This is a genomic window from Sphingopyxis sp. H115, from assembly GCF_001468465.1.
Classification (GTDB): Bacteria; Pseudomonadota; Alphaproteobacteria; order Sphingomonadales; family Sphingomonadaceae; genus Sphingopyxis.
Window position 1 is genome coordinate 25,608 of the sequence record NZ_LNSA01000007.1, and the last position, 15,735, is coordinate 41,342.

Sequence of the window (15,735 nt, forward strand, 5' to 3'; positions counted from 1 at the left end):
CTGTCAACGTCCCCGGTTGAACAGTTTCAGGCTATCCCAGGCCGCCGCTTTCTGCGCGGGCCGGGCCAGCAGCATCGCGGGATGCGCCACAGCCACTGCGTCCACCTTGCCGCCATCTTGGTTAATTTCGAGTAACTTTCCGCGCGCATCGACAAGCGAGGTCGCCGCCGCCATGCGGACGATGTCGCCGCCGATCAGCAACAGCCGCCCGGGGCGCGCCAACCGCAGGTGATGCCAGAGCAGCCGGTCGAGTCCGGCAGCCTCTTCACCGTCGCAGCGCCCGCCCGCCGGGCGCGTCACCGCAAGGCTGGCGACATAGCAATCGGCGCGCGACATGCCGATCGCGCGCAGCATCGCATCGAGCAGCTGGCCGGCCGCGCCGGAAAACAGCGCGCCCTCCTGCTGGTCGTCGATTTCGGGCCAGGCGGTGAGGAGCATCAGCGGGGCGCCGGCCTCGCCAGCGGGGACGATGCGGCGCGCATCCCACTGGCTGCCCGGAACGTCGCCGCCGTTCGCCAGCCAGTCCTGAAATTCCGTCCAGTCGTCCGGAAAGGCGACGGGACCAGCGGGTTCCACCGGCACGGGCGTTTCCTGGCGCTGAAGCGCGGGAGGGTCGGCTTCGACGGGGGCGAGGCGCTTCGGCCTTGCCGCAGCGTCATTCGCTGGCGGCGCGACAAGCCAGCCCGCCGGATGCTCGCCGACAAGCGAATCGACGCCCGCCAGCAACCACCAGTCGCAAATGCTTTCCGCCAGCAACGCTGAATTTCGCCCACCCATGATTTTGTTTCAAACAGGCAGTTGACGGACGCGTCAATTGGCGGGCATCGCAATTCGTGACAGAATGAGCGCAGGGCACGATGAATGTCCATGCAGGGACGGCAGAAAGGTATTTGCGGTGAGCGAACGGGAATCGATGCCCTATGACGTGGTCATCGTCGGCGCGGGTCCGGCGGGGCTTTCGGCGGCGATCCGCCTCAAACAAATGGCAAATGAGGCGGGCAGCGAATTGTCGGTGTGCATCCTCGAAAAAGGATCCGAAGTCGGCGCGCATATCCTGTCGGGCGCGGTGATCGACCCCAAGGCGCTCGACGAACTTCTCCCCGAATGGCGCGAGATGGGATGTCCTCTCGCCGAGGTGCCGGTGAACGACAACCAGCATTGGGTGCTGACCAAGACCAAGAAGATCGGGGTGCCGCACATCATCACGCCGCCCTTCATGCATAACAAGGGCACCTATACCGGCAGTCTCGGAAATCTTTGCCGCTGGCTCGCCGAGCAGGCCGAGGGGCTGGGCGTCGAAATCTTCCCGGGCTTTCCGGCGGCCGAAATCCTCTACAATGAAGATGGCTCGGTCAAAGGCGTTGCCACGGGCGATATGGGCGTCGCGCGCGACGGCAGCCACAAGGCGGACTACGCGCCCGGGCTCGAACTCCACGCGAAATATACCTTCTTTGCCGAAGGCGTGCGCGGTCACCTGACCAAGATGCTCAAGCCGCAGTTTGCGCTCGATGCCGATTGCGAGCCGCAGGTTTATGGATTGGGCGTCAAGGAATTGTGGGATATCGACCCGGCCAACCATGCGCCGGGCCGCGTGATCCACACGCAGGGCTGGCCGCTCGACGAAAATGCTAACGGCGGCGGCTTCCTCTATCATCAGGCGAACGGGCAGGTGGCGCTGGGCTTCGTGACCTGGCTCAATTACCGCAACCCGCACATCTCCCCCTTCCAGGAGATGCAGAAGTGGAAAACGCACCCTGAAATCGCGAAGATTCTGAAGGGCGGCAAGCGCGTCTCCTATGGCGCGCGCGCGATCAGCGACGGCGGGCTGCAATCGGTGCCAAAGCTTGCTTTTCCGGGCGGTGCGCTGATCGGCGACAGCGCCGGTTTCCTGAACGTGCCGCGCATCAAGGGCACGCACACCTCGATGAAGTCGGGGATGATGGCGGCCGAGGCGGCGTTTGCGGCGGTGGCCGCGGGACGGGGGAGCGACACGCTGACCGCCTATCAGGACGCCTATGACGACAGTTGGGTGAAGAAGGAACTCAGCGTCGTGCGCAACGTGCTGCCGCTCGTCGAAAAATATGGCGATCTGGCTGGCACGATCCTGTCGGGCATGACGATGTGGCTCGAAACGCTGAAGATCAAAGTCCCGTTCACGATGAAGCATCATCCGGACAATGAGAGCCTCTATCGCGCCGACATCATGCCGAAGCCGGACTATCCGAAGCCCGATGGCGTGTTGACCTTCGATCGACTCTCGTCGGTGTTCATTTCGAACACCAATCATGAGGAAGACCAGCCCGTCCACCTCCAGTTGAAAGACCCGTCGATCCCGGTCGAATATAATCTGCCGATGTTCGACGAGCCGGCGCAGCGTTACTGCCCGGCCGGCGTCTACGAAATCGTCGGCGAGGCCGAGGGCGATCCCAAATTTGTGATCAATGCGCAGAATTGCGTCCATTGCAAGACGTGCGACATCAAGGACCCGACCCAGAATATCAACTGGGTCACCCCCGAAGGCGGCGGAGGCCCCAATTACCCGAATATGTAAGATCGCGCATTTCATGCTGGCCGCCGCCGCATTGGCGGTCGCGGCCCCGGCGCACGCTGTCGACGACACCGGCGCGGCGCTCAACGCGCTGGTCCGCGCGCGGCTTGCAGAGGAAAGCGGCCGGCCGACCGTAGCGCTGTCGGCGCTGACGACTGCGTCGAGCCTCGCGCCCGACTTGCCGGGTCTGCGCGGACGGATCCTCGAACAGGCGATCCAGGCCGGTGACCTCGACGCGGCGCGCGCCGCCGCGCTGCGGCTGTGGACGGCCGGTGAGCACCGGTTCGATGCCCAATTGGTGCTGATGGTCGACGCGATGCGGCGGTCGGACTGGAAAGCGGCGCGGGACCTGATGTCGGGGCGCGACGACAAGACCGGCGCCGACATGATTGCCCGGTTGATCCAGCCGACGGTCAACGCGTGGATCGACGTCGGCGCGCGCGAGAAGCTGCCCGAACGCCATTTGCTTGCGACGTCGACGCGGACGCGGCCGGACCCGTCACTCCGCCTCCAGGCGGCGCTGGTCCAGATCGCGGCGCGGCGCGCCGACGAAGCGGCGGCGCTGGCCGACACGATCACGCTTACCGACCGGACGAGCCAGTTGATAGCGGTGCGGCTGGCGGCGACGCTTGACGCGGTCGGCGACCGGGACGGTGCCAAGGCCGAAGCGCGCGGCGCCGCCAAAAGGCTGCGCGAACGGATCGCGCTCGCGGCGGGGCAACGCGAGGACCCGATGCTGCTGCTTCCCGACCAGCCGGTATCGACGCCGCGCGCGGGCACCGCGTTGTGGCTGGGGCTGCTCGCCGACGGGCTGGCGCGGACGCCCGGGGGGAGCCCGCGGGTCCCCTTGCTGTTCGCGCGCGCCGCGCATTGGCTGAACGAGGACGATTGGGCAGTTCGCGCGACGCTGATCGAGGCGCTCGAGGGTAACGGACAGCGTGACGAGGCAATGACCTTGCTCAAAGGCGCTGCGCTGCCGCCGGTGCTCGCGATGCGGCGCGCCGAATTGACCGCGGAGGCGGGCGACGTGGCCGAAGCGGCAAGGCTGGCCGAAGCCGCCGCCGCCGGCACCGACGCGCGTAGCCTGCTGGTGCGGCTGGCCGACGTGGCGCGGCGATCCGACGACACCGCGGCGGCCGCGCGGGCCTATGAGCGGCTCGAGGACACGCTGGGGGATAGCGACGAGGATCGGTCGCTGCGCGGTACGCTGTTGATCGCGCGCGCCGAATTGCTGTTGCAGGCTGGCGATTGGGACGCCGCGGAACCGTTGATGGAAAAGGCGGTCAAGCTGCGCCCCGACGATGCGAATATCCTGAACTTCGCCGGCTATTCGGCGCTCGAACGGCGCAAGGACGTGCAGCAATCGCTCGCGCGGATCGAGGCGGCATGGGCGCGCGAACCCCAGAATGCGAGCATCACGGATTCGCTTGGCTGGGCCTATTTTCTGACCGGCCGCACCGAGGACGCGGTCGACCTGCTCGAAAAGGCGCAGCGCGGCGCGCCCGACAATGCGGTGATCGTCGAGCATCTGGGCGACGCCTATTGGCAGGCGGGGCGCAAATTCCAGGCGCGCTACAGTTGGCGCGCGGCGGCGCTGCTCGCCGAAGCCGATATGGCGACGCGGCTGGCGGCGAAGCTGCGCGATGGGCTGACCCCCGCGAACACCGCGCCGTGACCGCATTCCGCGAGACCGGCTGGGCCAAGATCAACCTGGCTCTGCACGTGCGAGGCCGGCGGGCCGACGGCTATCACGAGATCGAAACGCTGTTTGCCTTCGTCAATGGCGGCGATACGATTGCGGTCGAATTTGCCGATACCGACAGCCTGACGATCGATGGCGAATTTGCCGAAGGGCTGGGCGCGGGCAGCGACAATCTGGTGATGCAGGCGCTGGTCCTGCTGCGCACACGCTATGGTGCCGAGCGGGTGCCGCCGCTGGCGGTGACGCTGACCAAGGCGCTGCCGGTCGCGGCGGGGATCGGCGGCGGGTCGGCCGACGCCGCGGCGATGGCGCGGCTGGTACGGACGCAATTCCTGCCCGAACTGGGCAATGCGACGCTCGCGCGGGTCGTGAGCCCGCTCGGCGCCGATATCGCCGCCTGCGTCGCCAGCGAAACCTGCCTTGGCGTGGGCGTCGGCGAAGAATTGAGCGCGGTGCCCGAATTGCGGCTCGGCGGAACGCCGGTGTTGCTCGTCAATCCGCGGCTGCCGGTCGCGACGGGGCCGGTGTTCGCGGCGTGGGACGGAATCGATCGCGGGCCGCTATTCAGTGATCCAGCCGGCCGGGCGCAATTGTTCGGCGCGCGCAACGATCTGCAGCGGCCAGCCATCGCGCAGTGCCCGGCGATCGCCGATATCCTGCTCGAACTCGGCGCGCTCAGGCCCTGGCTGGCGCGCATGTCGGGGTCGGGCGCGACCTGTTTCGCGCTGTTCGACGCGGCCGCCGAGCGCGACGCGGCGGCGGCGGCGCTGGCCGCGCGGCATCCGGGCTGGTGGACGATGGCGGGAGCGTTAAGGTGAGCGAAGCCTGGCGGCAGATCGGTTTGGCGCGGGCGGGCGGCATCCTGCTGATCGCCGACCATGCGTCGGCTTTGGTGCCGGAGGATGTCGATCTGGGCATCGATCCGGCGTTGCTAGCGAACCATATCGCGGTCGACATCGGCGTTGCCGAAGTGGCCGTGCTGCTCGTCGAGAGCGGCGCGGTCGATGCGGCGATTCTTGGCGGCGTCTCGCGCCTTGTCGTCGACTGCAACCGCGACGAGGATGCGCCGGGGGTGCTGCCGATCGCGAGCGACGGTCATGCGGTACCGGGCAATGCGCTGGATGATGCGGGGCGCGAGGCGCGGCTGGCGCGCTTTTTCCGGCCTTATCACGATCATATCTCGGCGACGATCGCGGCGGCGCGGCCCGCGATGATCCTGTCGCTCCACAGCTTCACGCCGTCGCTCGCGGCGCATCCCGATCAGGCGCGGCCGTGGCATGTCGGGGTGCTGTATAACGAGGACGACCGGCTGGCGGGCGTGGCGATCGCGGCGCTGGAGGCCGAAGGGCTGATCGTCGGCGACCAGCAGCCCTATTCGGGCAAGCTGCTCAACGCGACGATGAACCGCCATGCCGAAGCCAATGGTATTCCCTATGTGGGGATCGAGATGCGACAGGATTTCGTCGTTGACGCGGTGGGGCAGGAACGGTTCGCCATGCGGCTTTCTCGCATGTGCAGCAAAGTTGCATTGAATCTGCCCGAATAGGCGTGTAGAGGCGCGTCCTATCGCATATTTTTGAAATAATATTATCAGGATTGCTGAAAATGCCTTCATATCGTTCGCGCACCACGACCCACGGCCGCAACATGGCGGGCGCGCGCGGCCTCTGGCGCGCGACGGGGATGAAGGACAGCGATTTCGGCAAGCCAATCATTGCGGTGGTCAACAGCTTCACCCAGTTCGTGCCGGGGCATGTCCACCTGAAGGACCTGGGCCAGATGGTGGCGCGCGAGATCGAGGCGTCGGGCGGGGTCGCCAAGGAATTCAACACGATCGCCGTCGATGACGGCATCGCGATGGGGCATGACGGCATGCTCTATTCGCTGCCGAGCCGTGACCTGATCGCCGACAGCGTCGAATATATGGTCAACGCGCATTGCGCCGACGCGATGGTGTGCATTTCGAACTGCGACAAGATCACGCCGGGAATGCTCATGGCGGCGCTGCGCATCAACATTCCCGTGGTGTTCGTGTCGGGCGGGCCGATGGAAGCGGGCAAGGTCGTGCTCAAGGGCAAGGAAGTCGCGCTCGATCTGGTCGACGCGATGGTTGCCGCGGCCGACGAGAAATATAGCGACGAGGAAGTCTCCGAGATCGAGCGCGCCGCGTGTCCGACGTGCGGCAGTTGTTCGGGCATGTTCACCGCCAATTCGATGAACTGCCTGACCGAGGCTCTGGGGCTGTCGCTGCCGGGCAACGGATCGACGCTCGCGACGCACGCCGACCGCAAGGCGCTGTTCCTGACTGCGGGGCGGCTGGTCGTCGACATGTGTCGCCGCCATTATGAAGAGGATGACGACAGCGTTCTCCCGCGTAATATCGCGACATTCGAGGCGTTCGAAAATGCGATGAGCCTCGACATCGCGATGGGCGGATCGACGAACACGGTGCTGCACTTGCTCGCGGCGGCGTTCGAGGCGGGGGTCGATTTCACGATGGAGGATATCGATCGGCTGTCGCGGCGCGTTCCGTGCCTGTCGAAGGTCGCGCCGGCCAAGAGCGACGTGCATATGGAGGATGTCCACCGCGCCGGCGGGATCATGGCGATCCTCGGCCAGCTCGAGCGCGCGGGGCTGATCCACGCACATTTGCCGACGGTGCACAGTGCGACACTGGGCGACGCGCTGAACAAGTGGGACATTTCGCGGACCAACGATCCCGAGGTGCAGAAGTTCTTCATGGCGGCGCCCGGCGGCGTGCCGACACAGACCGCGTTCAGCCAGGACCGGCGCTGGGAAGACCTCGACCTCGACCGCGAACATGGCGTGATACGGTCGGCCGACCATGCGTTCAGCACTGATGGCGGACTTGCGGTGCTGTCGGGCAATATCGCGCTTGACGGCTGCATCGTGAAGACCGCGGGCGTCGACGAAAACATCCTGAAATTTTCGGGACCTGCCAAAGTTTATGAAAGCCAGGACGCGGCGGTCGCGGGTATATTGACCGGCGGGGTCGAGGCCGGCGACGTCGTCGTCATCCGCTACGAGGGGCCGAGGGGCGGGCCGGGAATGCAGGAAATGCTCTATCCGACGAGCTATCTCAAGTCGAAGGGGCTGGGCGCCGCCTGCGCGCTCGTCACCGACGGCCGCTTTTCGGGGGGCACGTCGGGGCTGTCGATCGGTCACGCCTCGCCCGAGGCGGCCGAAGGCGGCGCGATCGGGCTGGTCGAGAATGGCGACATGATCGAAATCGATATCCCGCAGCGGACGATCAACCTGCTGGTCGCCGATGATGTGCTTGACACGCGCCGTGCCGCGATGGAAGCGAAGGGCGCGGATGCCTGGCAACCCGCCAAGCCGCGTCCGCGCAAGGTTTCGGTAGCACTTCAGGCCTATGCTGCGATGACGACGAGTGCCGCGCGCGGCGCGGTGCGCGACCTTTCGCAGCTGAAGGGCAAGGGATGAAGAAACTCGGGGGGCCATTGCTGGCGCTGCTCGCGCTTGCGGGTTGCGACCGCACGCCCGACAATGGCGACCTCGCCGAAGCCGAAGCGCGCGGATCGCGCGAGGCGGCCGAAAGCGGTCGTATCGATTGCGCGCTGGAGGGGGCGAAGCTGTTCGATCGCACCTGCACGATCGAGGAAATGAGCGGCGAGGGCGGGGCGATCCTTGTCGTCGGACGCAGCAACGTCGGCTATCGCCGGCTCCAGATCACGACCGACGGGCGCGGGGTGGTGTCGGCGGACGGCGCCGAGCCCGCGAAGGTCAGCATCGTCGGCGACAATATGATCGAAGTGGCGATCGGCAACGACCGATACCGTCTGCCCGCCAATACGGGCGGCGCGAAGTAGGCGCATCGGCGCGATCGTGATAGGGCGGGGCATGTCCGTTCCGGCCGACGCCCCGATTTTGACCGTGAAGGCGATGCGCGAAGCCGAAGCCGCGTGCGCGGTGCAGGGCACGTCGCTGTCGGAACTGATGGACGCCGCCGGGGCGGCGGTCGCCGACCTGGCGTGGCGGATGGCGGCGGGCGCGCCCATCCTCATCCTTTGCGGTCCCGGTAACAACGGCGGCGACGGTTATGTCGCGGCGCGGCTGCTCGCGGCGCGTGGCGCGCAGGTCCGCGTGGCGGCGCTCGCAGACCCTGCGACCGGGCTGGCGAAGGCGGCCCGCGCGCTATGGGACGGGCCGGTCGAGCCGCTCGATGGCCGGACGCACCCGGCACCCTTGATCGTCGATGCGCTGTTCGGTGTCGGCCTGTCGCGGCCGCTGGCCGACGAGCTCGAAACCGTCCTCGCGCATTTTTCCGACCGGCGTATCCTGGCGGTCGACGTCCCAAGCGGCGTCGATGCCGACGGCGCGGCGGATTGGATACCGCCGCTTCGCGCCGATGTGACACTCGCGCTGGGGGCGCTGAAGCCCGCGCATGTCCTGCTGCCCTCGGCGCAGGCGTGCGGGCGCGTGCTGCTCGCGCCGATCGGGATCGAGGCGGGCCGCAAGATGCGGACCATGCCAAGGACCCAAACGCAGCCGCCCGACGCCAGCGCGCATAAATTCACGCGCGGCATGGTGCTGGTCTTTGCCGGACCGATGCGCGGCGCCGCCCGGTTGACCGCGGCAGCGGCGCTGCGCGCGGGCGCGGGCTATGTCGTGCTCGACGGCAGTGACCAGGCGCCCTTGTCGGCGATCATTGCCGAGAGCGACGAGAAGTTTGGCGAACGGTTGAACGATCCGCGCGTCGGTGCTGTCGTGATCGGGCCGGGATTTCCCGCAAGTGACGAGCTGATTTTCGATGTCGAGGCCGCGCTCGATTCCGGCAAGTCGCTGGTGCTCGATGCGGCGGCGATCGACGCGGCGCTGCCGCGCCTGTCGGAAACGCCGCGCAAGGCGATCCTGACTCCGCATGAGGGCGAGTTCGCGCGTGCCTTCCCGCAAGCCTATGGCAGCAAGATCGACCGGGCAAAGGCTGCGGCGGTGCGGACGCAGGCGGTCGTGATCTACAAGGGCGCCGATACGATTATCGCGGCGCCCGATGGCCGGGTCGCCGCGGCCTGGCCGGGAAGCCCCTGGCTGGCAACGGCCGGAACAGGCGACGTGCTGGCGGGGGCCTGCGGGGCGATGCTTGCGCGCGGCGGCGATGCCTTTGACGCGGCGGTTGCCGCTGTGGGCTGGCATATCGCGCGGGCCGCGCGTATAGGCCCCGGCCTTGTAGCCGACGATATAATCAGGGACTGAAATGAGCGAAGCCGCATTGATCGAGCGCATCGCCGCGCGCGGCGACGGCGTGACGGGCGACGGCCGCCATGTGGCGGGCGCCGTGCCGGGCGACCGCGTGCGCGACGACGGCATCCTCATTCCCGGCCCCAACCGCGCCGATCCGCCGTGCCGGCACTTCGGCAAATGCGGCGGCTGCCAGTTGCAGCATGTCGCTGAACCGGCGCTCGCCGAGTTCGTGCGCGACCGCGTCGTCGGCGGGCTGGAAGGGCAGGGCGTTGCTTTTGGCGACGTGCGTCCGGCGCGGCTTTCGCCGCCGCAAAGCCGCCGCCGCGCCGCGCTGACCGCGCTGCGCACGGGAAAACAGGTCGCGATCGGTTTTAACGCGGCGCAGAGCAACCAGATCGTAGACATGCGGATGTGCCCGCTGCTGGTGCCCGAACTGTTCGCGCTGATCGAGCCCGTGCGCGAATTGCTTGTGATGATTGCGCAGCCACGGCGCCCCGTAAAGATCAAGTTGCAGATGCTCGACCAGGGCGTCGAACTGATCCTCGAAGGCGTGAAGGCCGAAGGGCTCGATGCGGCAATGGCGCTTCAGGATTTTGCCGGCGTAAACAAGCTTGCGCGCTTTGCTATCGATCAGGGCGATGGCCTTGAAATCCTGTGGCAGCCGGAACCGCCGACGATGCGGTTTGGCGATATCCTTGTCGAAGTCCCGCCCTTCGCCTTTTTGCAGCCGACGGAGGCGGGGCAGGCGGGGCTGGTCGATGCGGTGCGCGAAGCCATCGGCGACGCCGGCGCAGTGGCCGACCTCTTTGCCGGCGTTGGCACCTTTGCGCTGTCGGTGCAGGCGGGACGCAGAGTCTATGCGGCCGAGGGCGCGCGCGATGCGATCGCCGCGTTGACTGCGGCGGCGAACCGCCAGCGCGCGCTTGTCGCTGGCGAACATCGCGACCTGTTCCGCCGACCGCTGGTGCCCGCTGAGCTCGATCGCTTCGGCGCCGTTATCCTCGACCCGCCGCGTGCGGGCGCCGAGGAACAGGTGAAGCAGCTTACGGCGTCAAAGACGCCCGTGATCGCTTATGTCAGCTGCAACCCGGCGAGCTTTGCCCGCGATGCCAAACTGTTGGTCGAAGGCGGGTATCGCCTCGACTGGGTGCAGCCCGTCGGCCAGTTCCGCTGGTCGACCCATGTGGAGCTGGCAGGCCGTTTTTCGCGATAGACCGTCACCACCGCCTTCGCGGCGGCGACGCGTCTCAGTGCAGCACGAAACCCATGAAGGCATGCAGGCAGAGCGCGAACAAGGCGAGGCTGGCGAGTGCGAACACGGCGAAGCGCCACATGACGCGGTTCACCGTTACCTGGATCAGGCTGTGAACAATGCGGAGAACCACATAGGCCCACGCGATTTGCGCGTTGAGCCCGCCGCCCATCCCGCCGACCGCCAGCGCGATCGCGACGGCATAGAAAACCGTCGGCTGTTCCATCAGATGGTTGTAGTTATGCGCTTTCCACTGCACTTCGGGAGGAAGCACCTCGTCGAGCCCCTTGCCGGTCCCGCCGACCATCTTGGCCGCGTCGATCTTGGCGCGCTGCATCGCGGGAATGCGCGTCGCATACATCCACACCCACATGATCATCGACCAGAGCGCGAGCGTCGCGACCGGCCCCAGAATGGCGTTCGTGTCCATGATATTCCCCTATCCCAAGGTGGCGATGACGGCGAGAATCGACAAGGCGAAGAGGCAGAATGTCGCCAGCGAAAAAATCAGGAAGCGCACCGGCACCCGGTTGACCGTCGATTGCCACAGGCTGTGGACGATGCGCAGCACGACGTAGGCCCAGGCCAGCCCGCGCGTCAGGTCGGTGTTGCCGCCCGACAGATGCAGGAACAGGATCACCGCATAGAAGATCGTCGGCTGTTCGCACAAATGCGTATAATTGTGCGATTTCCAGTTGGTAGGGGGCGGTAGGACGCTTTCCAGGTCGGCGCCGCGACCGCCCGGCGGTGCGACCTTGATATCGATTCCCGCTTTCGACATTGCCGAAAAGCGCGTGATGGCCAACCATCCGAGCATGAGGATGGTCCAGAGCGCGAGGACCGCGCCCGGTGCAAGCAGACTTTCCGACATATTGGCTCCCCCTTATCCGTTGCCCGCAATGCTAGGCCGCTTCGCGGGCTTTGCAATCGATGAGTTCAGCCCCCGAACTCGGCGCGGATCGCCGCGCCGTCGCCATCGACGCGCGGCGCGAAGCCGAGGTCGCGGGGCGGCATCGCGCCATATTTCACCGGCGGCTGCATTTCGTGGAAATCGCCGACATCGGGATGGGTGCGATGGCGGAAAAAGCCGGTCGCGACGAAATGCGGGTCGTCCTTGATATCCTGAAGGTCGCGCGCGGCCATCGCCGGGATATCGTTGGCAGCGAAGAGCTCGAGCCATTCGGCGCTGGTCCTTGCCGGCGTCTTGCGCGCGATCTCGGAATAGATGATCGGCATGTGCTGACCCTTGGCTTTCGCCGATTCATATTCCGCCGTTTCGAGCAGGTCGGCGCTGCCGAGCAAGCCCATCAGTCGAGCGGTCGATTCGGGGGTGTAGGGGACGATCGCGAGATAGCCGTCGCTGGTCGGGAAGGGCTGGCGCGTCGGGTCGAGCTGGCGCGGATAGCCCGCGGGGCCGATCGGCGGATCGAGCGCCGCGTCGCGCAGATGCTCGGTCAGCATGAAGGCAGCGAAGCATTCGAACATCGGCACCTCGACCTCCTGCCCCTCGCCGGTGCGCAATTTGTGGACGAGCGCCGCGAGGATCGCCTGCGCGCCGAACTGGCCCGCGATCTTGTCGGCGATCAGCGACGGGAAATAGCGTGGGCGCGGGTCGCCATCGACGCGGGGAAGCAGGCTGGTGGTGCCCGTGGCGGCCTGGATGACGTCGTCATAGGCCTGCAAGTCGGCATAGGGGCCGTCCTGCCCGAAGCCGGTGCCATGGACATAGATGATGTCGGGTTTGAGCGCCTTGCAGCTTTCGTAATCGAAGCCGAGGCGGGCGATCGCCCGGCCGCGGACATTGTGGAAAAACACGTCGGCGGTGGCGATGAGGCCGCGCAGCGTCGCCGCATCCTCCGGATTTTTGAGGTCGAGCGCGATCGAACGTTTGCCGCGATTGACGGTCAGATGGATCGATCCCATCGTCGGGTCGGGAACGCCCGTTCCAAGGTAGCGCGAAATATCGCCCGTTCCCGGCGTTTCGACCTTGATGACTTCGGCGCCGAGGTCGGCGAGCATCTGCGTCGCATAGGGACCGAAAATGACGGTGGTGAGGTCGACGATCCGGATCCCTGACAGCATATACGCGCATCCTCTTACTGCTTTTGCGGGGCAGGATAGAATGATTGCAAAGTAAAACGGAAGGGACTTCGTCGTCAGGCCGGCTGTTTGGCGGGCGCGTCGAGGCCGCCGGTCGCGCCGGCGAAATATGCGTCCGATATCCGGCCATAGGATTTCGACCGGAATGCGGCGATCGTCGCGAGCATGCCGAGCACGCCGGCGATCGAAAAGACGATGGCAATGCCGCGTTCCGGGCCGCGGCCATACCAGTCGCCGATCGCATCGGCGCCGATGCCTTCGGTCATCATCGGCACGAAAAAGAACTGCGTGATCGGCGCGATGAGGAAGGCGGTGAGCGGCGATGCCGCCTGTTCGATCGACTGGGCAAAACCGAAAACGCGGCCCTGGCGCTCGAACGGCACGACCTTTTGCAACGCCGTCTGTTCGGCCGCCTCGGCATAGGGGCCGAGAAACATCCAGACGAAGCAGCCGATGGCGAGGAGCGGGATCGAAGACTGGATCGTGAATATGGCGGCAACCGCCCATTCGATCAGGCACACGAAGAGCAGTGTACGGATCGGGTTCGCGCCGAGGCCGGTTCGCGAGATCAGCGCGCCGCTGAGAATGAAGGCGCAGGAAAGGACCGCCCATAGCAGCCCCCATTGTTCGACCTTCATCAGCGACAGGCCATAGGCGTCCATAAGCGCCATATAGACGCCGCCGAGAAAATTGTTGAACGTCGCAAACAGGATCAGCGCGAGCAGTCCCGGGATGCCGAGTATGACGCGGAACGTCCCGGCAAGATCGACGCGCCGGGCGGCTTCGTGATCGCCCGCGGCGCTGCGGGGTTCGTCGATCCGCACGAACAGGAGGTGCACCGCCGCCGCGAGCGTGAAGGCGATCGCGAAGACAAGCGTCGCGATCATGCCGCCCCATGCGACCAGAAAGCCGCTGATTGCCGAAGTGACGAGAAAGCCCACCCCGCCGACCATGCCGACAAGGCCGTTCGCCTTGTCGCGCCGGTCTTCGGCGATCAACAGCGTCACCAGCGTCGGGAGCGCGATCATGCGGATATTCCCGCAGATCACGGCGAGCATCGACAGCAGGATGAAAAGCCAAAAGGTCGCGCTGGACACGCTCGCGGTGCGGATGTCGGGGAGCAGGACATAGGCCGTGAGGACAAGGGCATAGAGGAAAAGCGAGGCGAGGCTGGACGCCAGCATCATGTTCCGCTTGCCGCGATGATCGACGAGGCTGCCGAACCAGACCCCCAGCAGCGCGGTCAGGCCGAGATAGATGCCGGCGATCATCCCGGTCGCGAAGACCGAGCCGGTTTCGAGAAAGGTCCAGAAGGTCAGCGCGAACCAGACCGTGAAATTGGTGAGATTGGCGACGAAATTATTGGCGAGAAGATGATGGAAGGACTGCATGGATCCGGCATTCCGTGAGGCGCGCGGGGCCGCGCATTTCAATGCCGCCCGCCAGCGCGTTACCATGGCGGGGGCGTGCCGAAAAGATGCGGCGAGCTGTCGCTAATCCGCCCCGGGCGAGGGCAGGCGCGCGAGCATCGCCACCAACTGGGCCTGGCTGGTCGCCCCCGTCTTGCGGAAGATGCCTTTGAGGAGGAAGCGCACGGCGTTGAGGCTGACGGCGCGAAGCGCGGCATAATCCTGCAGCGTCTGACCGCCCGCGAGCGCGACGGCAAGCCGCGCCTCGGCAGGGGTGAGGTCGAACCACTGGGCGACGCGGTCGATCTGGACCACCGGGGTCTCGCCCGGCGCGCTTCCCAGTGTGACGATCAGCGACGCGCCGACGCTGAACCCGCCGATCTGCGGCGCCGTTTGCGGCGACACACGCGCGGCGAGCACCGGGCATTCGCTTCCCGACGGGCCGACCGCCTGGAACGCCAGTCCTGTGGGATTCGGGGTCCGGGCCAGATCGAGCAGCTTTTTCTGGGCCGCAGGATGGGTGAAGGCGAAGCGGTCCTGCACGAGGCTGACGATGCCCGCCCTTTCATATCTTGCGGCGCGGCTGTTTGCCGCGAGGATCCGCAACTGGTCGTCGAGGCTGAAGATCGCAAAAGGCGCGAGGTCGGCGGCCGCGCGCGCCGCGCCGGCGGCGAGTTCCAGGCTGGCGACGCGGTCGCTGATCCGCATGGCGCGCTGGATGTGCGGGGCGAGAATGCGCAGCCCGCGCTTGAGCCGTTCGACATCGCGATCGCCGGGGCCGGGCAGCAGCAGTCCCAGCCGCTCGCCGCCGCGCCGGTCGAGCAGGACACCGACAAGGCGGTCGATCCCCCATGGCGCGAGAAAATTCTGGAAGAAGGCGGATTCGGCAAATTCCTCGCGCGTGATGATGTCGAAGCTGTCGACGACGCTGCCATTGCCGTAGCGCATCAGCTTGCGCGACCAGGGATGGTTGCCGGCGTAGACGGCGGTGTAGATTTCCTGCACCCCGGCGGCGAGGCCCGTGGCCGCGACGAAACGGGCGCGCGGCGGGCTGCTGCCCTCCCACAACAGGAAAGCGGCTTCCCAACTGAGCGGACACAGGGCGCCGGTGATCCGGGCCAGCGTATCGTTCCAGCGTTCGGGCTCGAGGACCGAATCATAGATGTGCCCGATCAGCGCGTTGAGCGTCTCCCATTCGGCGGGGGCATTGTGGCCCGGACCATGGATCGAAACTTCAATCGACACGCGCATCCCCGGCAAGCGGCACATTCTGAGCGTCTGCGATCCGCGATACACCAATATCGGACAGGAAAAAGCGCAAAAAATCCGCGTCGCTACCCGGATGGGTAGCGAAACCGCGTTCGGAATCGGCCATTCATTGGCTGCGACCCAAGGGCGGGATGGTTTGCAAAAACCATCCTGTTCTTTTCAGGCCCGCCGGTTTTGCCGGCGGGCTTCTTTTTCGATCGACGAAAAAAGGGCTGGCGACATCGCTGCGCCA

15 protein-coding genes are annotated in these 15,735 nt (G+C 66.2%); 8 read left to right on the forward strand and 7 right to left on the reverse strand.

Going from position 1 to position 15,735, the window contains the following annotated elements:
• Positions 1–3: 3 nt before the first annotated feature.
• A complete protein-coding gene (locus ATE71_RS06955) occupies positions 4–756 on the reverse strand; it encodes a uracil-DNA glycosylase family protein (RefSeq protein WP_235587941.1) in 753 nt (250 codons plus the stop codon).
• Between the two features lie 139 nt (positions 757–895).
• Here ATE71_RS06955 and ATE71_RS06960 point away from each other — a divergent pair, with 139 nt between their 5' ends.
• From ATE71_RS06960 to ATE71_RS06995, 8 genes are read left to right on the forward strand one after another with little or no spacing between them, the layout of a single operon-like run.
• The gene (locus ATE71_RS06960) at positions 896–2,551 is read left to right on the forward strand and encodes an electron transfer flavoprotein-ubiquinone oxidoreductase (protein ID WP_058802721.1); all 1,656 of its coding nucleotides are present in this window, start codon (positions 896–898) and stop codon (positions 2,549–2,551) included.
• 13 nt (positions 2,552–2,564) lie between these two features.
• Entirely contained in the window at positions 2,565–4,223 is a 1,659-nt protein-coding gene (locus tag ATE71_RS06965) for a tetratricopeptide repeat protein (RefSeq protein WP_201022928.1), read from the forward strand.
• Positions 4,220–5,068, forward strand: coding sequence for a 4-(cytidine 5'-diphospho)-2-C-methyl-D-erythritol kinase (locus ATE71_RS06970; RefSeq protein WP_058802846.1), 849 nt, complete (start codon positions 4,220–4,222; stop codon positions 5,066–5,068). The genes ATE71_RS06965 and ATE71_RS06970 overlap by 4 nt, the downstream gene beginning before the upstream one ends.
• Positions 5,065–5,796: an N-formylglutamate amidohydrolase gene (locus tag ATE71_RS06975; RefSeq protein ID WP_058802722.1), complete on the forward strand. Its 732-nt coding sequence runs from the start codon at positions 5,065–5,067 to the stop codon at positions 5,794–5,796. The genes ATE71_RS06970 and ATE71_RS06975 overlap by 4 nt, the downstream gene beginning before the upstream one ends.
• 59 nt (positions 5,797–5,855) lie before the next feature.
• Positions 5,856–7,715 (forward strand): dihydroxy-acid dehydratase, encoded by a 1,860-nt coding sequence (gene ilvD, locus ATE71_RS06980; protein ID WP_058802723.1) that lies wholly within the window; start codon positions 5,856–5,858, stop codon positions 7,713–7,715.
• Positions 7,712–8,101 carry a hypothetical protein gene (locus tag ATE71_RS06985; protein ID WP_058802724.1) on the forward strand — a complete coding sequence of 130 codons (390 nt, stop codon included), beginning with the start codon at positions 7,712–7,714 and terminating at the stop codon, positions 8,099–8,101. The genes ilvD and ATE71_RS06985 overlap by 4 nt, the downstream gene beginning before the upstream one ends.
• 31 nt (positions 8,102–8,132) lie before the next feature.
• Positions 8,133–9,485 (forward strand): bifunctional ADP-dependent NAD(P)H-hydrate dehydratase/NAD(P)H-hydrate epimerase, encoded by a 1,353-nt coding sequence (locus ATE71_RS06990; protein WP_058802725.1) that lies wholly within the window; start codon positions 8,133–8,135, stop codon positions 9,483–9,485.
• A 1-nt stretch (position 9,486) separates the two neighbouring features.
• Entirely contained in the window at positions 9,487–10,686 is a 1,200-nt protein-coding gene (locus tag ATE71_RS06995) for a class I SAM-dependent RNA methyltransferase (RefSeq protein ID WP_058802726.1), read from the forward strand.
• Between the two features lie 34 nt (positions 10,687–10,720).
• On the opposite strand, the gene ATE71_RS07000 is transcribed toward ATE71_RS06995, so the two are convergent.
• The 6 genes from ATE71_RS07000 to ATE71_RS22460 all read right to left on the reverse strand — a co-directional run bounded on the left by ATE71_RS07000 (position 10,721) and on the right by ATE71_RS22460 (position 15,609).
• Positions 10,721–11,155 (reverse strand): MAPEG family protein, encoded by a 435-nt coding sequence (locus ATE71_RS07000; RefSeq protein WP_058802727.1) that lies wholly within the window; start codon positions 11,153–11,155, stop codon positions 10,721–10,723.
• A gap of 9 nt (positions 11,156–11,164) precedes the next feature.
• Positions 11,165–11,596 (reverse strand): MAPEG family protein, encoded by a 432-nt coding sequence (locus ATE71_RS07005; RefSeq protein ID WP_058802728.1) that lies wholly within the window; start codon positions 11,594–11,596, stop codon positions 11,165–11,167.
• 65 nt (positions 11,597–11,661) lie between these two features.
• Positions 11,662–12,807 (reverse strand): CaiB/BaiF CoA transferase family protein, encoded by a 1,146-nt coding sequence (locus ATE71_RS07010; protein WP_058802729.1) that lies wholly within the window; start codon positions 12,805–12,807, stop codon positions 11,662–11,664.
• Positions 12,808–12,881: 74 nt separating this feature from the next.
• Positions 12,882–14,216, reverse strand: coding sequence for an MFS transporter (locus tag ATE71_RS07015; RefSeq protein ID WP_058802730.1), 1,335 nt, complete (start codon positions 14,214–14,216; stop codon positions 12,882–12,884).
• A 102-nt stretch (positions 14,217–14,318) separates the two neighbouring features.
• Positions 14,319–15,479: a helix-turn-helix transcriptional regulator gene (locus ATE71_RS07020; RefSeq protein WP_152998667.1), complete on the reverse strand. Its 1,161-nt coding sequence runs from the start codon at positions 15,477–15,479 to the stop codon at positions 14,319–14,321.
• Positions 15,469–15,609, reverse strand: a complete 141-nt coding sequence (locus tag ATE71_RS22460) for a hypothetical protein (RefSeq protein ID WP_160328019.1) — start codon at positions 15,607–15,609, stop codon at positions 15,469–15,471. The genes ATE71_RS07020 and ATE71_RS22460 overlap by 11 nt, the downstream gene beginning before the upstream one ends.
• Positions 15,610–15,735 lie beyond the last annotated feature (126 nt).